Genomic DNA, 19,781 nt, shown 5'->3' with positions numbered 1-19,781 from the left:
ATCTTTGGGTCGCGTGTCGACGATGCCGGAGAACGCCATGAGGCCGAGTTTTGCCGTAGCGGCTCTGTTGATCTGGTGCTCCACGCCGGCACTGGCGCAGCAGGACGGCGCCGCGCTCTACACAGCGCATTGCGCGCAATGTCACGATGCCGGCGATGCCCAGAGCCGCGCGCCCGCGCGCGGCGCCATGCAGGCGATGTCGTTCGATCACGTGCTGGGGACGCTGACCTCCGGCAGCATGGCCGCGATGGCGAAGGAGCGCAGCGACGACGAGCGTCGCGCGATTGCTGCTTTCGTCACAGGCAAGGCCGCAATCAACAGTGCGTCTGACGGGCAGGGCCGCTGCACGCAGCAGATCAGCGGCTTTCCGCAACCGCTCGACGGTCCACGCTGGAACGGGTGGGGCGTCGATCTCAACAACAGCCGCTTCCAGCCGGCCGACATGGCGGGGCTGACCGCGGCGCAGGTGCCGCGCCTGCGGCTGAAATGGGCCTACGCGTTTCCCGGCGCCTCGGTGTCCTTTGCGCCGCCGACGATCATGGGCGGCCTGCTGTTCATCGGCGGCACCGACCGCAAGGTACATGCGCTCGACGCGGGAACCGGCTGCACGCTGTGGACGTTCGCGATCGATGCGGCGGTGCGCGCCGCGATCACGGTCGCACCGCTTCCCGGCTCCGATCAGTTCGCGATCTTCTTCGGTGATTTGCGTGCCAACGCCTATGCCGTGAACGCGCTGACGGGGGCGTTGATCTGGAAGACGAAGGTCGACGAGCATCCGGCCGCGCGCATCACCGGCGCGCCGGTGCTGCATTCCGGCATGCTCTACGTGCCGGTGTCCTCGCTCGAGGAAGCCGCCGGCTCGCAAGCCTCTTACGAATGCTGCACCTTCCGCGGCAGCGTGGTGGCGCTGGAGGCCGCGACCGGCAAGCCGGTCTGGCAAGCCTATACGATCCCAGAAGTGCCGCATCCGACCGACAAGAACGCGAAGGGCGTGCAGCTGTTCGGCCCGTCCGGTGCCGCGATCTGGTCGGCGCCGACGATCGATGTGAGGCGCGGCGCGATCTATGTCGCGACCAGCAATTCCTATTCGAATCCGCCATCCGCGACGAGTGACGCGATTCTCGCCTTCGACCTTGCGACCGGAAAGCTGCTCTGGAGCCAGCAGGCCACGCCGAAGGACGCTTATGTCGTGGCATGCTACGGCGTGGACAAGACCAATTGTCCCGAGGATCACGGACCCGACCACGATTTCGGCCAGTCGCCGATCCTGGTAACTCTGCGCGACGGCAGGCGCGTTCTTGCCATCGCACAGAAATCCGGCGTCGTGCACGCGCTCGATCCCGACGACGGCGGCAAGATCCTGTGGCAGACGCGGATCGGGAAGGGCGGTGCGCTCGGCGGCAGCGAATGGGGCTCGGCCGCCGATCAGGATCGCATCTATGTGGCGAACTCCGACGTGCGTTTCCTGCGTGACGGCACCAGGCGTCTCGACTCCACGCAAGGCGGCGGCCTGTTCGGGCTCGACCTCGCCAGCGGGACAGTCGTGATGGAGGTGCCTCCGGTCGCCTGTGGCGATCGACTCCAATGCAGCCCCGCGCTTTCGGCGGCGGTGAGCCTGATCCCCGGCGTCGTGTTCTCCGGCGGCGTCAGCGGCTTCCTGCGGGCCTATGCCAGCGACGGCAAGCTGCTCTGGGAGTTCGACACCGCGCAGGATTACAAGGCCGTCAACGGCGTCCCCGCCCATGGCGGCGCGATCGACGGTCCCGGACCGGTCATCGCCGGCGGCATGCTCTACACCAATTCCGGCTACGGCCAATGGAGCGGCGTCGCCGGCAACGTGCTGCTGGCGTTCGAGGTGGGGACGGAGTGAGCGCGACGTTCGGAGGCGCGATGATCGATGCCCGATGCAGTTGTGGCGCCGTTGCATTGTCGCTCGCGGGGCCATCCCGCGCGGTCGTTGCTTGTCACTGCATGGACTGCCAGCGCCGAACCGGTGCGCCCTTCGGCGTCGGCGCCTTCTACGCGGCTGAGGCCGTCACGATCTCGGGGACCCCAAGCGAATACGTTCGCAAGGCCGCGAGCGGCGGCAACGTCCGCAGCTATTTTTGCACCCATTGCGGTTCGACGGTCTACTGGAAGGCGGACAATCTGCCAGGGATGATCGGCGTCGCCGTCGGCGCGATGGCGGATCCGAATTTCCCGGCTCCGCTAAGATCGGTTTTCGAGCAGTCGAAACATGGCTGGGTCGAAATCAGTGGTGCGGAGCACTTTCAGCAAAGCGGTGCGCCAAAGAATGCAAGCTGAGGTTTCCACCTCAAGCGCTGGTGCCGGCTGAGGGGATTGGACCCCCGACCTTCGAGGCGATCTACGAAGCTTGACCACAGCGCTGGGCATGTGGTGCGCGTTCCCGTTCACTGCGGCACTGCTGTTTGTGGTGCTCGGTTGAAGCGGCTCACGCTCGCGGCCGCCTTCGGGGGGCGCATTGTCGGCCGCGCCGGCGCCTGCCGCCGATCTCGATCCATACGCCTGTTTCGGCGGCGCGCGTTACGTCGCCATGGGCACCGGCTTCCAGTGCGCGGATCTGCCGGCGTTCTGTGCCGGCGCGCGGGTCCTGCTGGCCGAGGCTGGCGGCAATGAGGCCGCAGCCGAGAAGCTTGCGCGAAGCCGCGGCCATGGCCGGCTGTCGATCGCGCTCGCGCACCGTTTCTGCAAATAGGGAGGGACGCATGCGGAGCTATGTCATCGGCGCCGTGCTCGCGCTCGTGGGGCTGTGGTTCGTGGCTATCCGCGCGCTGATGTTGAGCTGTGGGAACGCTAGGTTCTTAGTTCCGGTTCCGCAATGAAGCTCAGCTTAGATTGCCACATAAGTCACCTTGCCGCGCGGTGAAAAACCGCGCGACGATGAGTAGCATTGCTTTTTTGATCGCCCAGTTCGTTCTTCTTGGAGAGCAGATCTTGTCGATCGTGGGTGCACTCTCGCGAGAAGCCAGCACGTGATTGAGCTTTGGAACAAGTGGTACGGGACCTTGGCCTCTGTCGAGGCGCTGGCAGCCGTCGTCGTTATTGCCGTGGTGACCGCTGGCATTCTTACGTTAATTGAGAGTCAGCGGCATAGGACAAAACATTGATGGGGAGACGTCGGAAAACGATCAGCTAGACCAGAGTAGTTCAGCAGGTGAGTGGCGCTAAAAAATGCTCCTATGCAGGAGGATCAAATGATCCTTTCTCGTGCAAGTTGGACAAACAGGAATGCTTCTTGGCGGCAAGCATTTTGCACATGCGCGGTGTTCAGCATACTGGTCGCAGCTCCTGCATTCTTGATGATACTCCTGCTGGATTCCCAGCTCGTCTTACCAGCGCTCAGTATTCTATTTTTCTCAGACGCGATGATCACTGCGGTCTTGGCTTGGGCAAAGTCGGGAAATGCGACATTAGAAAATGTAACGCTATGGGATGTTGCCGGGGCATTGACCATGTTGGGTTGTGCCGCAGCGATTCTTGGCGAACCAGATCAAGTGGCACTTCTTTTCGAGCAACCGGTCAGACTACATTCGGACGCGGCTCTAGGCGATAGCGCTAGCCCCTGATAACCGGCGGCGTTAGGACCCCCGTTTCTTGGGGGCAGGTATCGGTCAACCGATCCGATAGACGTATGCGATCTCGCTTGCAGCTGCCCATTCCCCTGCGGCGGGGACATGACCCGTGCCTGATTATTACGATACAGAGAGCTGGCCCCGGTTGTTTGGACAGCGCCCCGCTGGATTTAAGTGGATTCCTGCCGGGTTATGCTGAACGCGGGGCTTTACGGTTTTGTCGTTGCGTCGGGAGGGCGTAGCCCGACCAGAGCGACGACAAAACCGTCGGCGACGGTCATGCGGCCATCACCATAGCTTGCGTGCCGAAGTAAGCCTCGTCGGGCGTGCGCCCGTCAAGGCTCGAGTGAGGGCGTCCCTGATTGTAGAAGGCCAGATACTTGGCAATTGACGCTCGCGCCTCGGACACGCTGTCGTAGGCGCGGAGATATACTTCTTCGTATTTGACCGTGCGCCAGAGCCGCTCGACAAACACGTTGTCGCGCCAGGCGCCCTTGCCGTCCATGCTGATGGCGATCTTCGCGTCCAGCAGCACATCGGTGAACTCGAGGCTGGTGAACTGGCTGCCCTGATCCGTGTTGAAAATCTCGGGCCTGCCGTGCTTCGCCAACGCCTCCTGGACCGCTTCGACGCAGAAGGCCGCCTCCATTGTGATCGAGACGCGATGGGCCAGGACCCGTCGGCTGAACACATCGACGACCGCCGCGAGATAGACGAAGCCACGCCGCATCGGAATGTAGGTGATGTCCATTGCCCACGCATGGTCGGGCCGCTCGATCTTCAATCCGCGCAACAGGTACGGGTAGATCTTGTGACCCGGAGCCGGCTTGCTCGTGTTCGGGCGACGATAGACCGCCTCGATCCGCATGCGCTTCATCAGCGTCGCGATGTGGCGGCGACCGGCGTATACGCCCTCCCGCCGCAGCAACGATCGCAGCATACGCGCTCCCGCGAAGGGATAATCGAGATGCAGCTCATCGAGCCGACGCATCAAGGCAAGGTCCTCGGCCGAAACTGGCCGAGGTTCATAGTAGACCGTGCTGCGAGCCAGCTTCAGGACCTTCGCCTGGCGCACGATAGAAAGATCATGATCGCGGTCGATCATCGCTTTGCGCTCAGCAGGCCCGCCTTGGTGAGCGCGCCGGACAAAAAATCGTTTTCCAACGCCAGCTCGCCGATCTTGGCATGTAACGCCTTCAAATCGACCGGCGTCTCGGCCGATGTCTTGTCATGCCCAAACACGCCGGCGGCGCCTTCCAGGAGCTGGTTTTTCCAGATCGTGATCTGGTTCGGATGAACATCAAACAGTTGCGCCAGCTCCGCCAGTGTCTTGTCGCCTTTGACCGCAGCCAAAGCAACCTTCGCCTTGAATGCCGGAGAATGCGTCCGGCGGCTCTTCTTCGTCATCTTCGCTCCTGATTCGCAGCAAGAATCCTCGCCGCTGTCAGGCAGAAAATCCACTCAAGCTACTGTCCGAATTTGCGGGGCCAGCTCTATCCTCGTCATGTGGAAGAGTCCGAACTGAGGGCGGCTGGCTTTTTCAAACCTGTTTGAGAATAAGCGTCGCCTGAGGGGCGCCGCTTAGCTCGATCGGCCTCTAGCCGAGAGCATCGTTCCGAAGGAGCAATCCCACACATATTTTGTTCGTCGCGCTTTTAGTGTCCCGTCCCAAAACTCGCACTAGTACTCACAGACATGGAGGTGAGGATGACGCCGCAACTAAACTTCCACCGCGACACCAAGCCGATCAAGATCCCTGGTTCTTACAACCTTTACTACGACCCCGTCCAGACCGACCGCGAACTGACGAAAATGTTTCAGATGGGAGATGACTATTTTGATGAGGATAGTCGCTACACACGCGCGACTAGGCGCTGATCTTGCCCGAGCCGACGTTGAGGTTCTGCCCGGCCTCGCACTCTTCGGTGTTCGCATCCTTCGCGCAAACGATGGCGACTATCGGGCCTTCGCCCAGGGTGCATCGTTCAACCGCGACATGGTGAAGTCAATTGCAACTCTGATCATGGGCGAATGCCAACGTGTCAACACAAGCTAACTCAGTCTATAGGGGCGACTGCACGATGCACAGCACTGCCATATCTAACGACAATGTTATTAACGCCGGGTTCGGTGCAAACGACAATCGGCGTGAGCCAGATGCAGGTGTACAGCCGACCGAGGACGCGGTCGCTAAGGTGTTCGCCAACAGTTACCGGAACCAACTACGCTATTGCCACACGGCTGGCGCATGGTTTGAATGGACCGGATCGCATTGGTGCAAGGACGAAACGGGGATCGCCTCCCATTACGCGCGGGTGATGGCGCGCGAGATGTCTAAGACCTGCACGAGTGCGAAGGTGCTTGCAAGTATCAGGAAGAGGTCGTTCGCAAGTGGCGTAGAGAACTTTGCGAAGAACGAACCTATGCTAGCCAGATCCTACCGTGCTTGGGACATCGACCCGTTCCTTCTGGGAACGCCGGACGGTACAGTTGACCTGCGCACTGGCAAGCTGCGCGCAGCGGATCCTGCCGACTGCATCACCAAGGTGACTTCCATTGCTCCGTCCGATAGGGCCGACTGTCCGCGGTGGCTCGCGTTCCTTGACCAGGCGACGGGCGGCGACCGGGAGATGATCCGCTTTCTGCAACAATGGTGCGGCTATTCGCTGACCGGCGACACGCGCGAGCACGCGCTTGTTTTTGCTTACGGTCCCGGCGGAAACGGCAAGTCGGTTTTCCTCAACACCGTGTCGCACATCATGCTGGATTACGCGACTACGTCATCAATGGATACGTTCGTTGAGTCCCGCGGCGATCGTCATCCGACCGATCTTGCCATGCTTCGCGGCGCGCGCCTGGTGACCGCCAGCGAAACTGAGGCTGGTAAGAACTGGGCGGAAAGCCGCATCAAGTCGTTGACCGGCGGCGATCCGATCACGGCGCGGTTCATGCGCCAAAACTTTTTCACCTTCATGCCACTGTTCAAGCTGTGTATCGTCGGCAATCACCAGCCGCGGCTCCAGAATGTCGACGACGCAGCCCGTCGACGGTTCAACATCATTCCGTTCATTCAGAAGCCCGAAAAACCTGATCGCCAGCTCGAGTCCAAGCTTCGCGATGAGGCGTCCGGAATTTTGCGATGGATGATTGATGGTTGTCTTGATTGGCAGCAAAACGGACTGGTGCGGCCGACGTCAATCGTGGAAGCGACCGAAGCGTATTTCGCAGAGCAAGATGTCTTTGGGCAGTGGCTGCGCGATATGTGTCGCGTCGACGATGGCAGTCGGAGTCTGTCGGAGTTTCAGGCAGATTTGTTCGAGTCGTGGACGAAATACGCCGAGGCAGCAGGCGAGAAGCCCGGCAGCCGCATTGCCCTGGGAAAGGCGCTGGAAAATCGTGGCTTCGCTAAAAAATCAACGAAGCGTGGAGTAATGCATTTCGGCGTTCAGCTTACGAAAGCCGAGCGCGAAAATCACCACGACAGCCAGGGTAATGAGTGATGAAAAGTGATCACTTTTTCCATAATCGGCCCTACGCGAGCGCGTAGCAAAGTAAAATGGTAAAAGTCGTCACCAGTCGTCACCTCATCACCACGTTTTTTTCGATTGGACAACTATGCTCAATCTAGCCCTATCCCTAGCCGCGGCACGCCTCCCGGTATTCCCCTGTCGGCCTGAGAACAAGCGGCCCTATACGTCGAACGGCTTTAAGTCCGCGACCGTCTTCCCATACATCATCAATCGCTGGTTTACCGATTGGCCCGATGCCCTTGTCGGCATGCCAACCGGCGAGCGCACGGGTTTGTGGGTGCTGGACATGGACGCGCACAAGGGCGCCACCGAATCCGACCTGCCGCACGACGTGCCGCCGACCACGACCGTGCGCACGCGCTCCGGCGGCAGGCACTTCTATTTCCGTCATGTCGGGCTGGGTAATTCACCGGGCAGGTTGCCGCACGGCTGGGATGTACGTGGAACTGGTGGCTATTGTTTGGTTGCTGGCAATCCGGGCTATACGCTGGATGTCGACATGCCGCCTGCCGACGCGCCTGAATGGCTGGTGACGCTTATCCGACCCCGCCCATATGTGCCGCGCCCGAGCCAGCCTTATCAGCCGCAAAGCCATGACCGCTACGTTGACGCCGCTGTGCGCGCAGAGCTTGCCGCGCTAGCCGGCGCCGCACCCGGTACGCGCGGCACGCTGCTGAATCGCACAGCCTTCACGCTAGGCACATTCGTCGGCGCCGGTGCTCTAGACCGTGGCGAGGCTGAACATGGACTATTTGATGCCGCGCACGGCTGCGGGTTGATTGCGCTGGACGGCGAGCGTGCGGTGCGGGCAACCATCCGGCGTGGTCTGGATGCAGGCACCAGACAGCCGCGCGCACTGCCGGAGCGGGACAACACGCCGATAGTAGATGTGAGCAAGTTGCTGCGGAAGCGGAGGGCATGACAAGGCGGGGGTAGGGGCCATCTCGATCTCTCCCACCGTGGGCCTCAACTTCCGGCCGCACAATTAGACGCGTTATCCCGCAGATTTCGAGATAATTTTTTGGCCGGTGACACAAATAGAAAACCTGCGGCGTCGCGTCCCCAAGTGCCCATACCGGTATGGTGACGAACCGCCCGAGGGTTTGAAGCCACCCCACCCAACACTCGATCGGCGCGCAGACGTCGACGAAACGAAGAGCCGCACAAACGGCCAGATCAGCAAGTCACGTTACGTTGAGGTTTTTATGAAACATACTCCAATCCAACCCGTCTTGCCCGCGCAGGCAGGAGCTCAGATTTGCGCCTGCTGCAAGACTACGCCGCGCCTCCAACACCGGAATATCACAACGACAACCCGCCTTGCGGCTTTGGCGCGGACTGCTTCTGGAGGTGCGCCCATCGCCTGCTGAACTGCTAGGGCTAGCTTAGGACGCAATCGCCGCGGGCCCATACGGTCCCGTTAGCCCGACTGATATTGACCGGGCAACCCGGCAACGTATCCGTTTCAAGGATGGCCGTATTGATCAATGGCTCGGCGGCGACGGGCGTTGGCATTCTGCGGAGCGCACTAGCGGCACGAGCGTGGCAAACGTCGCCATTCGGAAGCCGAACAGCAGGAGGACGCGGCCCGCCATCTGGCGCTGCCCGCCACAGGCCAACTTCCGAGTACCATCTACAAAGCTACTGGAAGGCCATGCTTTGCGCTCTTGCACCGGCTTGGCGTTAGCGGGGTCTACAGCTTCGACGAGTCCTGGGTTAACGCCGGCCTATACCCGGCGTGTCGGGTGCCGCGCTACATGGTTGGCATTGCGCGTGGCGCGCCGTTTATGGCCGGTAGGACTCGTCGGAATGCCGTAAGCGGAGCTTTTCTCCCATTTGATTGACTGGTTTCGCTTCGGCTTTCGCTCTGCGATCCTTGGCTTGTCAGAGAGCCGAGAGGAGACTGAAGGCGATGGAACAATCGGGGGAGGAAGCCGAAGCTGATGGCTTTGTGGGGAAGCTTACGCGCCGGACGCGTTCTGGAGGCCGGTTATGGTCTGCGGAGATCAAGGGGCGCGCTGTTTTCGAGAGCATGAAGCCCGACGCCCGGGTATGTGATGTCGCACGGCGTTATGGTGTGAAGGCCCAGCAGTTGACGACGTGGCGCAGATTGGCGCGTGCTGGCCGGCTCGCATTGGTCACGGACGACGCGGCGGATTTCGTGTCGATCGAGCTGAGCGATCCAGTGGCGTCAGGCAAGAGCGAGGGGCCCGTCGAGATTACGATTGGCAAGGTTTCGGTCCGCCTGGATGCGGACGTGTCGGCGGTGCGGATCGCGGAGATCGTGACTGCGATCGAGCGCGGCGCATGATCATTCCGGCGCAGGGACTGCGGATTGTGCTTGCTGTGCGTCCTGTTGACTTCCGGTGCGGGCACGACGCGCTGGCCGGTCTTGTGCAAAACACGCTTGGGCTCGATCCGCATTCGGGCCTGATCGTGGTTTTTCGTTCGAAGCGCGCCGACCGGCTGAAGATTTTGCTATGGGACGGCACGGGCCTCGTTTTGGTCTACAAGCGCCTTGGCCGCGATGGTCGTTTCGAGTGGCCGCAGATCAGCGACGGCGTCATGCATCTGACGCGCGTGCAGTTCGAAGCGCTGTTCGATCACCCATGTTGATGCCCCTCCTTGTTAGGCTGACAGATTCTTAGATCAAGTTGCGCGATGACGTGGTTTCGAAGGTCTCCGATGGCGTGAAGAACGGATGGTGTATTCGGGAAGAGATAGGCGCCGCTGGGCTGGCGATCAATTAGCAAACGCTTGGTTCGGATCTGAACATAGAGCCAGTTTACTGGAATCTCGAGCCTTCGGGCCAGTTCGGGCGGGCTGAGGTATGAGTCGTCATGCTCCCATCGGCTGCGCTGGGCAGTTACCTTGATGGCGGCGGCACGACGGAGCCGCCCAACGGTGATAGGCAGCACCTTATCGGCGCAACGGGGAGAGCGGTGACCTTCCCGAGTAAGGATTGTGGCGATCTTGTCGTCTGGGACGCCGTCGCGAGCGAGCGTCAGAAGGCGTTCCCGCATCTCTGTGCCTCGCGTCAATCTGGTGACGGAGTTGACGCTCATCTTCACTTCGAGCTCCGTCACGGCGCCTCCCCGCCAGACGATCCTAGCCAGGGCCAAGTCGCGCTCACCGCGGTCGAGAACGACCTTTTCGATGAGACATCGCAACAACGCCTTGCGATGCGCATCCGAGATAGTCTCGTCACCCCATATCTGCGGGAGGCGGCCGGTGAGGCTGATGACCTTGTCGTTGAGCTCCTTGCTTATGGCCACTTGTGTGATGGCTTTGGGCGGCGTCTGTCGGGCAAGCGCCTCTTCGGCGGCGCGCACGTCGTTTAGCGCCGCTTCCCATCGACGCTCGAGTTCCGAGGCGACCAACCGATTATCTGGATCAGCTCGGTTGAACTGCCGTTCGGCGAGCGCCGCCGTGTATCGCTTGCGCTCGAGCTCTCGTTCTGCACTGGAGCGTAGCGCATTGTTCGTCTGCTGCTGCACCCGGCGGGAGCGCGACAAGGCATCGAGTTCGGCCGGCGCTAGTGCGGTTAGGAATGCGTCGCCAACGGCTGCATCGATATGGGCGGCGCGGATGTGTTGGCAGGTTGGCTGACCTTCCTGGGTACGCAGGTGATTGCATACATATTCGCCGCCGCCCTTGTAGCGGACGTACATCTTATGGCCACATCGTGCGCACCAGGCAATGCCGTGGAGCAGGAGCTCGCCATTGCGAGGCGCGCCGCGGGTTTTGATGCGCATGTATTCGGCTCGGTTATCTCTGATGACGGATCGGATTTTTTCATAAATTGGCCAGTCGATATAGGCTGGATATCGATCTTTAACGACGATCCGCCACTCCTCCATCGGCCGCGGAGCCTTTTGTGGCAGGGCCCCCTCCCGCTTCGGCGGCCGGAAGCGGGTTCGTCCATAGACAAAGGCGCCCGCGTATGCGGGGTTCTTCAAGATCGCCGCGACGGCAGCCAGCGTCGCGCGCGTCCAGCACAAATCGCCATATCGATCACGACGCGGCAGTTCCAGGTCACGCTCGTTCAACGCTCGCATGACCTTGGCAACGCTGCGCAGCTGCAGGAATAACTGGAAGACGAGACCGAGCCGCCCTTGCACGGCCATGTCGGGATCCTTAACGACCACACCGCTCGGGTCCCGCATCAGCCCGATTGGCAGCATAACCGCAAGTTCGCCGCGTTCGGCTTTGGCCAGCAGGCCGGCGGTCAGCCGGCTGCGGATCGTATGTAGCTCAAGCTCGGAGATCGAACCCTTCAGCCCGAGAAGCAACCGTCCGTTGGGAGTGCCCGGATCATAGACACCATCGCGGTCGGCGATCAGGCAGCCACGTAGACCACAGATATCCAGGAGCGGATACCAGTCGGTACAATTACGCGCCAAGCGGGTCACGTCGATCGACAGGATGAGTCCCACTTCACTCAGGCCAACACGGCCAACGAGTTCCTTGAAGCCGTTACGCTGTGCTATAGACGCGCCGCTCAACCCGAGATCGGCATCAATCACGTCGATGGCCGCCTCACGCCATCCGAGTTCGCGGGCGCGCTGGCGAAGCGCGTATTGAAGGCGCAGGCTCTCCTGATTGCTTACGACCTGATGGGGCGTCGACTGCCGGATGTAGACTACGGCTTTGCGCGCCAAGTGGCTTGGTGTGACCAGCTCGGACTTCATGAGGGATCTCCGCCAAAATTGCGGCGACGTCTTCGACGATCTGGCGTCGGAGCGCGGGCGTCAGCGTCGACCAAAGATCGGCTGGATCCATGCTCATGTGCGTCGGGACAATCCGCTGTCGATAAAAGCTCGAGTAGAGCCTCCATACTCAGCTTAATCTGATTTGCCTCTTGCTCATAATATTCGATTGCGGTTGCTTGAATCAGAAGACTGCTTCCTGCGCGATACTCAACTTCATACGAAGCGGGAATGCCTCGGCCTCGCTGACCGATCTTCCTAATCACTCGATATGAGCGCCCCCACAAAGGATGGTGGGGGTCCCCAACCTCGACCACCTCCGGAAATGATTCGTCAGACTCACTATCAGGGACATTCCTCAATCCCCTCGTTTGAAGGGCTGAACTGGAAGCGAGTGGGCGAACGGATTGTCGCGACGCCAGCTGCGGCGAACTGACTCAGACCCGACAACCTGTTTCGCGCGGGGCTTTGGGATGATAGCTTGCGGATGTGCCGCCGTCCCCCATTGATCCCGCCCGTCTTGCAGCGCTGCCCGCCGATGTGCGCGCGCTCTTCCGCGCGCAGGAAGCGATGATTGAAGCCGAGCGTCGTCGCGCAGACGATGAATGCTCGGCGCGCCTTCATGTCGAGAGTGAACTGGCTGCGTCCAAAGAGAGCGTCGAACGCCTCGAACTGCTCGTGAAGGAGTACGAGCGCGCACGTTTCGGTAAACGCTCGGAGAAGTTCAATCCCGATCAGATGCAACTGGTTCTCGAGGACATCGAGATTGCCATCGCCGAAGTCCAGGAACGCCAGGACGATCGTGCGCGCCGCGCCGGCACGGCGCCGTCCAGCCGCCGGACCAGGCGCGCTGCCCGTGCCTTTCCCGCGCACCTGCCGCGCATCGAGCAGGTGATCGAACCCGAGAACCTCGAGTGTCCCTGCGGCTGCGGCCGGATGGTCCAGATCGGCGAGGATCGCTCCCGCCGTCTCGATGTCATGGCCGCCCAGTATCGTGTGATCGAGACGGTGCGACCGCGCTACGCCTGCGCAAAGGGCTGCACCGGTGTTGCTCAGGCGCCGGCGCCCGCCCATCTCGTGGAGGGTGGCATCCCCACCGAGGCGCTGCTGGCGCAGGTGGCGGTCGCCAAGTTCAGCGAGCACATGCCACTCTATCGTCAGTCGCAGGTTCTGGCTCGGCATGGCATCTTCATCGATCGCGCCGTTCTGGCAGACTGGATGGGAACGGTCGCCTTCCACCTCGCGCCGCTGGTCGAGCGCATGAGCGTCGTGATGAAGCAATCGGGCCGCTTGTTCATAGACGAGACCAGGGCGCCTGTGCTCGATCCGGGCCGGGGCCGAACGAAGACCGGCTATCTGTGGGCTGTCCTGCGCGACGATCGCGGCCACGGCGGCGCTGATCCACCAATCGTGGTCTACCACTACGCGCCAGGACGCGGTGGTGACCATGCTGAGCGCATCCTCGAGGGCTTCGACGGCATCCTTCAGGTCGACGGATACCAGGGCTATCATCGGCTCGCACGGCCCAAGCGCAAAGGCGGCGTGCCGCTGCGGCTGGCCGCATGTTGGTCCCACTCAAGGCGCAAGATCATCGCAGCGACTCCGAAAGCCGGCTCACCCATCGCCGAAGCCGTTCTCGCGCGCATCGCCGCACTCTATGCGATCGAGAAGGAGATCCGTGGCGCCGACGCCCCGGCTCGGCAAACGACCCGTAACGAGCGATCACGGCCGCTCGTCGCTGAACTCGAGAGGTTTCTGCGCGAGCAAGCCGCTCGCCTGTCGCCGGGCAGCGAGATGGGCAAGGCGATCGCCTATCTCCTGAACCATTGGGATGGCCTCACCTTGTTTCTCGACGATGGTTGCGTTGAGATGGACACCAATCCCGTCGAAAATCAAATCAGGCCGCTGACTCTGACGCGTAAAAATAGTTTATTTGCTGGTCACGACGAAGGTGGTCGTTCATGGGCGCGCATAGCTTCGCTCATCGCCACCTGCAAAATCAACAGCGTGGAGCCCTACGTCTGGATGAAAGCGACGCTCAAAGCGATCGCAACCGGTCACCCGCAGTCCCGGATCGACGAGCTCCTGCCCTGGTCGTTCGGCCGCACCTCGTAATTCTCCGTCGTTGCCGCCTCCATACCCCCCGCCAACGATTTGCAAACACGTTGATCAACAGACTGCAATCCCCACGCCAAACCTTTGCGAGTGGGACGCGAACGTCGCTTACGGAATGCCTGCGCTTCGGAGAGCAGCTTCGCCGGCCCTGAATACGCCATTCTCGCCGGCCTCGATGCCCCGTGTTGCTGCTGCGCTTGGCGATCACTGCGATGTGTTGGAGCGCTCGCTGGACGGCGACACCGCACGTGAGATCGCCGTGGCGAATGGTTGGGGCAATGGCAAGGCGGGCGAGCGACGGGCGGTCACGGCACAGGACAACGCGCTAGCGGCGTTGGCCGCAATGGAGAAAAAGCTCGCGGCCTAGCAATGAAACCATGGTCTAGCCTCATTTGAGACTGGAATCGCCAACCAATATCTCCCGCGCGCTAGAGCGGGGAGGCGGCGAGACGTGGCGGACGGGCGAAAAATCAGTGCCTGTATAGGCCAGATCGTGATTGATGGCTCTCCTTTGCGCTGCAAGGTACGCCATCTCACAGCTTCGTCCGCAATCGTTCAGACGCTTGACGCGCCTTTAATGCCAGCGACCTTCGGTTTGCGTATTCCAAGCGTTGGACTCGACTTGAGTTGTTCGGTTGTGTGGCGCGATAAGCGCCGTCTCGCTGTGAAGTTTCTGAACTAGCAGCCACTGTTTCTCGTAAACGGCATCCCTCAGCTCAATCCCGGAACGTAGGATGGCGGCCACCATGGCCAGCTTGAATGACGCACTTCCTGCAATCGACCGGCACGTTGAATTTCCACGCTCAAGAAGCGTGGGCGTCGCACGCCGATTGCACGACGCCGGCAACTGCCGACCCGGCATTTTGCAGGCCAGTTATGAGCCCATAGCAACGTTTTGAGGGTGAGCGCGGGGTAGACGCGTGGACGGGGGTGGGTCAGATCCTTCCGACCTTCGTCCATAGCTACCGGCGGCCCCCGAAAATTCGCGCATCTGCATTTCAGAATATGGGGTATCTTAGGTTGCATTGTATACTAAGTCGCGCCGACGAGAAGAATCGGAGCTGCGCGTAAGTGTGCCGAGATCAGCGCTCCGTATTCGAATAATAGTTCCTTCATGAGGCCGCTAGCAATCGATCCGATCGGCTCGGAGCGGTCTCCGATCGATCTCCGCGGAGGACATCGGCGCGTTGCTTGGCGGTGTCGCGAGGAGACGATAGCGGCCGCTGGCGGCCCGATCCGCAGCCGCCTGAATCCGCTTATTTTCGTAGAGACGGAGGACGCTCTCGTCGCCCATCAGGGCCGAGGGGAATGGGCCGCTGCGGATCGCGCCAACGTTCGTCCTCGGACCAGAACGTCGGGTTGCGGGTATCGAGCGGACTCGGGGGCTGGCTGCATGAGACACGTGGCCGCGGACGAGACTGCTGGCGACAGCGACGCAGATCCGCAAATTCCCCGAGGGACAAGGCGTAAGGCCGCCTCAGTTGGCGACCTCTATCATCATTGCCACCACGTCAGTGAATAGGTTTGCTCGGTGTGTTTGCGTCGCTGTTGTCGCTGGTCGAGAAGGTGATGCCTGAGCCCCGCCAATGTCGCGCACCAATATGCTCAAATTCGCAGCCAGCTATCCGGCGTTCGTCAAACTCGCACCAATCCGCCTTTGGTTGCGAGCTAATGAGCCACGCCTTACACGCCGTGTGACCGTGGACAAAGGCCAGAAGTCAGCTGCATGACCGAAGGCCAGATGGAACTCAACCGTCTTAGTATTGTTTTACCTCAACCCTCCAGCAGTCGGCGGGCTGGATAGGACCCGAATGGAAAAATCAGACCGCTTCGATGCTGCACAATCCAGCGAGGGGCGTTATCGGCTACTTGTTGAGGCGATCACCGACTACGCGATCTATATGCTGGATCGCGACGGGCATGTCACCAGCTGGAACCCGGGGGCGAAGCGCTTTAAGGGCTATGAGGCCGAGGAGATCATAGGGCACCACTTCTCGACATTCTATACGGAGACCGAGCGGGAGCAGAAAGTGCCTGCGTTGGCGCTGGAGGAGGCGGAGCGAACCGGACGCTTCGAGCGAGAGGGTTGGCGGGTGCGCAAGGACGGCACGCAGTTCTGGGCCCATGTCATCATTGACGCGATCCGCTCGCCTAAGGGCGAGCTTGTAGGTTTCGCCAAGATCACTCGGGATCTGACCGAGCGAAGGGCTGCCGAGGCCAAATTACGCGAAAGCGAGCAGCAGTTCCGGCTAATGGTCCAAAGTGTGACGGACTACGCCATCTACATGCTGGACGTGGAAGGCAACGTGGCGAGTTGGAACGCTGGAGCCCAGCGCATCAAGGGGTACGCTCCCGAAGAGATCATCGGTCGCCACTTCTCCAATTTCTATACGGAAGAGGATCGCGCCGCGGGCCTCCCGCGAACAGGCCTGCAGACCGCATCCCGTGACGGACGGTGGGAGCATGAAGGTCAAAGGGTACGAAAGGACGGCACTCGCTTTTGGGCGCATGTCGTGATCGACGCGATTCGAGACGACGACGGGAAGCTCGTAGGATTCGCCAAAGTGACCCGGGACATTACAGAACGGCGTGAGGCGGAAGCCGCGCTCCAGGCGGCGCAAGCAACGATGATCCGATCCCAGAAGCTGGAAGCGATCGGCCAACTTACTGGCGGCGTTGCCCACGACTTCAACAACTTGCTGCAGGTCATCAGCGGAAATCTGCAACTGCTTAGGAAAGATATCGCTGGTAATGCCCGGGCCGAGATGCGGGTCAGAGCTGGCCCCGGTTGTTTGGACAGCGCCCCGCTGGATTTAAGTGGATTCCTGCCGGGTTATGCTGAACGCGGGGCTTTACGGTTTTGTCGTTGCGTCGGGAGGGCGTAGCCCGACCAGAGCGACGACAAAACCGTCGGCGACGGTCATGCGGCCATCACCATAGCTTGCGTGCCGAAGTAAGCCTCGTCGGGCGTGCGCCCGTCAAGGCTCGAGTGAGGGCGTCCCTGATTGTAGAAGGCCAGATACTTGGCAATTGACGCTCGCGCCTCGGACACGCTGTCGTAGGCGCGGAGATAAACTTCTTCGTATTTGACCGTGCGCCAGAGCCGCTCGACAAACACGTTGTCGCGCCAGGCGCCCTTGCCGTCCATGCTGATGGCGATCTTCGCGTCCAGCAGCACATCGGTGAACTCGAGGCTGGTGAACTGGCTGCCCTGATCCGTGTTGAAAATCTCGGGCCTGCCGTGCTTCGCCAACGCCTCCTGGACCGCTTCGACGCAGAAGGCCGCCTCCATTGTGATCGAGACGCGATGGGCCAGGACCCGTCGGCTGAACACATCGACGACCGCCGCGAGATAGACGAAGCCACGCCGCATCGGAATGTAGGTGATGTCCATTGCCCACGCATGGTCGGGCCGCTCGATCTTCAATCCGCGCAACAGGTACGGGTAGATCTTGTGACCCGGAGCCGGCTTGCTCGTGTTCGGGCGACGATAGACCGCCTCGATCCGCATGCGCTTCATCAGCGTCGCGATGTGGCGGCGACCGGCGTATACGCCCTCCCGCCGCAGCAACGATCGCAGCATACGCGCTCCCGCGAAGGGATAATCGAGATGCAGCTCATCGAGCCGACGCATCAAGGCAAGGTCCTCGGCCGAAACTGGCCGAGGTTCATAGTAGACCGTGCTGCGAGCCAGCTTCAGGACCTTCGCCTGGCGCACGATAGAAAGATCATGATCGCGGTCGATCATCGCTTTGCGCTCAGCAGGCCCGCCTTGGTGAGCGCGCCGGACAAAAAATCGTTTTCCAACGCCAGCTCGCCGATCTTGGCATGTAACGCCTTCAAATCGACCGGCGTCTCGGCCGATGTCTTGTCATGCCCAAACACGCCGGCGGCGCCTTCCAGGAGCTGGTTTTTCCAGATCGTGATCTGGTTCGGATGAACATCAAACAGCTGCGCCAGCTCCGCCAGTGTCTTGTCGCCTTTGACCGCAGCCAAAGCAACCTTCGCCTTGAATGCCGGAGAATGCGTCCGGCGGCTCTTCTTCGTCATCTTCGCTCCTGATTCGCAGCAAGAATCCTCGCCGCTGTCAGGCAGAAAATCCACTCAAGCTACTGTCCGAATTTGCGGGGCCAGCTCTGTCCAAAACGCCCTCGGAGGTGTGGCCCGAGGTTCTAAACTTGCCTCTCAACTGCTTGCCTTTGCAAGGCGACAGCCGCTGGAGCCAAGGGTAGTGAACGCGGGCCGTCTCATCAAGAACATGGATGAGATGCTTCGTCGCGCCCTCGGTGGGGAGATCGAAGTCGAGACGGTCGTCGCAGGTGGGCTGTGGAATAGCCTCATCGACCCGGATCAACTGGAAAATGCGGTCCTGAATCTTGCGATCAACGCCCGCGACGCGATGAACGGCGAAGGCCGGCTGACGATTGAAGCAAGTAATGCCTTCCTCGACGACGAATATGTCCGCCAGCATGACGAGTTGTCTGCGGGACAATACGTGATGATCGCGGTGACCGATACAGGCACCGGAATTCCGCCGGATATCCTGGAACGGGTCTATGAGCCATTCTTCACAACCAAGGCGGAGGACAAGGGTACGGGCTTGGGCCTCGCCATGGTTTACGGCTTTCTCAAGCAGTCCGGCGGACACGTGAAAATCTACAGCGAGGTAGGGGCCGGGACCACGGTGAAGCTGTACTTCCCGCGAGAGATGGCATCCGAAGATACTCTGGTGGGGGCTCCGACCGGAGAGGTTCAAGGCGGAGAGGAAACTGTCCTCGTGGTTGAGGATGACGATGAGGTTCGCGAGGTCGCGGTCTCGATGCTTACCGAGCTCGGCTACCGCGTGGTCAAGGCGCGAGATGCAGCGAGCGCACTCGTCGTTGTCGACAGCGGCATTCCAATAGACCTTATCTTCACCGACGTCATGATGCCTGGCAGCCTGCGTAGCCCGGACTTCGCAAGAAAAGCCAAGGAGCGTTTGCCAAACGTCGCCGTACTTTTCACATCCGGCTATACTCAGAACGCCATCGTGCACGGCGGGCGGCTCGATCCCGGGGTGGAACTCCTGGCCAAACCTTACACGCGCGAGGCGCTCGCGCGGAAAATCAGACACTTGCTGGCTAATCAAGCTCAAAGGCGCGTCGCTCAGGGATCGCAACACTCGGCCAACGAAAAGTCTTTCAAGGACGCGACCGTGTTGCTCGTCGAAGACGACGACCTCATCCGCCTGACGACAACAGAGATGCTAAACGATCTTGGATGCAACGTAAAAGAGGCCAGCACGGCTCAAGAGGCCTTGAAGATCCTGGATGAGCACCCCGTGGACATCTTACTTACCGATGTCGGACTCCCAGGAGTTTCCGGTCTAGAGCTCGCAAGGAATGTCTATGCGCGCCGGCCCGATCTTTGCCTAGTTCTCGCGACAGGTGGCAGCGGATTGAAATCTGAAGCCGCGCGATTGGGCGCAATACTCGTCGTGAAGCCTTACACTCCGAAGTCTCTTCGTCAGGGTTTGGAACAGGCGATGAACAAGCGTCGCTGAATAGATAGGTCTCACTGGGTGAAGCAACTTAACCCCATGCGCTTTCAACATTGACGCTATACGATATTCAAAGTCCACGCTGATGCTGGCTGGGTAACGCCGAATGTGAGGTTAACGCTGCGCCGAATTACAGAAAGGCCGGCGCAACGTCCGATTTGGCACACAGCCGACCTTTTTGGGAAAGCCCGCGACGATTAGTTTTGACCCCAGGCGGACTACATCTCATCTGAAGACCAAGAACGTGGCACTGGTCAGCGCACTAACTGTGGCGTGAGATTTTGACGCAACTAGC

14 protein-coding genes and 2 pseudogenes are annotated in these 19,781 nt (G+C 60.7%); 13 read left to right on the top strand and 3 right to left on the bottom strand.

The genetic code is table 11. The annotated features are described in order from the left end of the window. The first annotated feature begins 37 nt into the window (after positions 1-37). The 4 genes from J4G43_RS32960 (at position 38) to J4G43_RS32945 (ending at position 3,587) form a co-directional block, all read left to right on the top strand. Positions 38-1,870 carry an outer membrane protein assembly factor BamB family protein gene (locus J4G43_RS32960; RefSeq protein WP_208087490.1) on the top strand — a complete coding sequence of 611 codons (1,833 nt, stop codon included), beginning with the start codon at positions 38-40 and terminating at the stop codon, positions 1,868-1,870. Positions 1,871-1,890: 20 nt separating this feature from the next. After that, positions 1,891-2,304 (top strand): GFA family protein, encoded by a 414-nt coding sequence (locus J4G43_RS32955; RefSeq protein ID WP_208089474.1) that lies wholly within the window; start codon positions 1,891-1,893, stop codon positions 2,302-2,304. A 178-nt stretch (positions 2,305-2,482) separates the two neighbouring features. Further along, positions 2,483-2,716: a hypothetical protein gene (locus J4G43_RS32950; protein ID WP_208087489.1), complete on the top strand. Its 234-nt coding sequence runs from the start codon at positions 2,483-2,485 to the stop codon at positions 2,714-2,716. A gap of 499 nt (positions 2,717-3,215) precedes the next feature. Beyond that, on the top strand, positions 3,216-3,587 hold the full coding sequence (locus J4G43_RS32945) for a hypothetical protein (RefSeq protein WP_225005250.1): 372 nt from the start codon (positions 3,216-3,218) through the stop codon (positions 3,585-3,587). A gap of 283 nt (positions 3,588-3,870) precedes the next feature. On the opposite strand, the gene J4G43_RS32940 is transcribed toward J4G43_RS32945, so the two are convergent. Continuing rightward, positions 3,871-5,000, bottom strand: a protein-coding gene (locus tag J4G43_RS32940) for an IS3-like element ISRj2 family transposase (RefSeq protein ID WP_085967151.1) whose coding sequence is annotated in 2 segments (ribosomal slippage) — positions 3,871-4,748 and positions 4,748-5,000 — 1,131 coding nt in all. Because the reading frame shifts where the segments join, the coding sequence is not laid out codon by codon here. A 300-nt stretch (positions 5,001-5,300) separates the two neighbouring features. On the opposite strand from J4G43_RS32940, the gene J4G43_RS32935 reads away from it, so the two are divergent. From J4G43_RS32935 to tnpB, 5 genes are all read left to right on the top strand, one after another. Continuing rightward, positions 5,301-5,471 (top strand): hypothetical protein, encoded by a 171-nt coding sequence (locus J4G43_RS32935; protein ID WP_014494381.1) that lies wholly within the window; start codon positions 5,301-5,303, stop codon positions 5,469-5,471. 203 nt (positions 5,472-5,674) lie between these two features. Further along, a complete protein-coding gene (locus J4G43_RS32930; protein WP_014494383.1) occupies positions 5,675-7,093 on the top strand; it encodes a phage/plasmid primase, P4 family in 1,419 nt (472 codons plus the stop codon). Between the two features lie 115 nt (positions 7,094-7,208). Then, positions 7,209-8,045, top strand: a complete 837-nt coding sequence (locus tag J4G43_RS32925; protein WP_208087488.1) for a bifunctional DNA primase/polymerase — start codon at positions 7,209-7,211, stop codon at positions 8,043-8,045. A 990-nt stretch (positions 8,046-9,035) separates the two neighbouring features. Beyond that, on the top strand, positions 9,036-9,434 hold the full coding sequence (locus tag J4G43_RS32920; protein ID WP_026192391.1) for a transposase: 399 nt from the start codon (positions 9,036-9,038) through the stop codon (positions 9,432-9,434). After that, positions 9,431-9,739 (top strand): IS66 family insertion sequence element accessory protein TnpB, encoded by a 309-nt coding sequence (tnpB, locus tag J4G43_RS32915; protein WP_060907863.1) that lies wholly within the window; start codon positions 9,431-9,433, stop codon positions 9,737-9,739. The genes J4G43_RS32920 and tnpB overlap by 4 nt, the downstream gene beginning before the upstream one ends. Here tnpB and J4G43_RS32910 read toward each other — a convergent pair. Continuing rightward, on the bottom strand, positions 9,727-11,814 hold the full coding sequence (locus J4G43_RS32910; protein WP_049810452.1) for a recombinase family protein: 2,088 nt from the start codon (positions 11,812-11,814) through the stop codon (positions 9,727-9,729). The genes tnpB and J4G43_RS32910 overlap by 13 nt on opposite strands. 588 nt (positions 11,815-12,402) lie before the next feature. On the opposite strand from J4G43_RS32910, the gene tnpC reads away from it, so the two are divergent. The 3 genes and pseudogenes from tnpC to J4G43_RS32895 form a co-directional block, all read left to right on the top strand. Continuing rightward, a complete protein-coding gene (tnpC, locus tag J4G43_RS32905; RefSeq protein WP_224517700.1) occupies positions 12,403-13,947 on the top strand; it encodes an IS66 family transposase in 1,545 nt (514 codons plus the stop codon). Between the two features lie 175 nt (positions 13,948-14,122). After that, the gene (locus J4G43_RS32900; protein WP_039227892.1) at positions 14,123-14,314 is read left to right on the top strand and encodes a hypothetical protein; all 192 of its coding nucleotides are present in this window, start codon (positions 14,123-14,125) and stop codon (positions 14,312-14,314) included. Positions 14,315-15,758: 1,444 nt separating this feature from the next. Next, positions 15,759-16,685, top strand: a pseudogene (locus J4G43_RS32895) (PAS domain S-box protein); the annotation flags it as partial. Positions 16,686-16,867: 182 nt separating this feature from the next. On the opposite strand, the gene J4G43_RS32890 reads toward J4G43_RS32895, so the two are convergent. Beyond that, positions 16,868-17,997 (bottom strand): IS3-like element ISRj2 family transposase gene (locus tag J4G43_RS32890; RefSeq protein WP_085967151.1). Its coding sequence is split into 2 segments (ribosomal slippage): positions 16,868-17,745 and positions 17,745-17,997, totalling 1,131 coding nucleotides; the frame shifts between segments, so codons are not numbered across the junction. Positions 17,998-18,085: 88 nt separating this feature from the next. Here J4G43_RS32890 and J4G43_RS32885 point away from each other — a divergent pair. Then, a pseudogene (locus J4G43_RS32885) lies at positions 18,086-19,489 on the top strand (response regulator); the annotation flags it as partial. Positions 19,490-19,781 lie beyond the last annotated feature (292 nt).

Source organism: Bradyrhizobium barranii subsp. barranii, assembly GCF_017565645.3.
GTDB classification, from domain to species: domain Bacteria; phylum Pseudomonadota; class Alphaproteobacteria; order Rhizobiales; family Xanthobacteraceae; genus Bradyrhizobium; species Bradyrhizobium barranii.
Note: the sequence above shows the minus strand (reverse complement) of the source record. Positions and strands in the feature narration are given on the sequence as shown.

Bases quoted from the DNA above. Each gene is read 5' to 3' on its own strand.
- J4G43_RS32930 (WP_014494383.1), top strand. From the start codon at position 5,675: ATGCACAGCACTGCCATATCTAACGACAATGTTATTAACGCCGGGTTC.
- J4G43_RS32935 (WP_014494381.1), top strand. From the start codon at position 5,301: ATGACGCCGCAACTAAACTTCCACCGCGACACCAAGCCGATCAAGATC.
- J4G43_RS32900 (WP_039227892.1), top strand. From the start codon at position 14,123: ATGCCCCGTGTTGCTGCTGCGCTTGGCGATCACTGCGATGTGTTGGAG.
- J4G43_RS32925 (WP_208087488.1), top strand. From the start codon at position 7,209: ATGCTCAATCTAGCCCTATCCCTAGCCGCGGCACGCCTCCCGGTATTC.
- J4G43_RS32960 (WP_208087490.1), top strand. From the start codon at position 38: ATGAGGCCGAGTTTTGCCGTAGCGGCTCTGTTGATCTGGTGCTCCACG.
- tnpB (WP_060907863.1), top strand. From the start codon at position 9,431: ATGATCATTCCGGCGCAGGGACTGCGGATTGTGCTTGCTGTGCGTCCT.
- J4G43_RS32920 (WP_026192391.1), top strand. From the start codon at position 9,036: ATGGAACAATCGGGGGAGGAAGCCGAAGCTGATGGCTTTGTGGGGAAG.
- tnpC (WP_224517700.1), top strand. From the start codon at position 12,403: ATGATTGAAGCCGAGCGTCGTCGCGCAGACGATGAATGCTCGGCGCGC.
- J4G43_RS32955 (WP_208089474.1), top strand. From the start codon at position 1,891: ATGATCGATGCCCGATGCAGTTGTGGCGCCGTTGCATTGTCGCTCGCG.
- J4G43_RS32945 (WP_225005250.1), top strand. From the start codon at position 3,216: ATGATCCTTTCTCGTGCAAGTTGGACAAACAGGAATGCTTCTTGGCGG.
- J4G43_RS32910 (WP_049810452.1), bottom strand. From the start codon at position 11,814: ATGAAGTCCGAGCTGGTCACACCAAGCCACTTGGCGCGCAAAGCCGTA.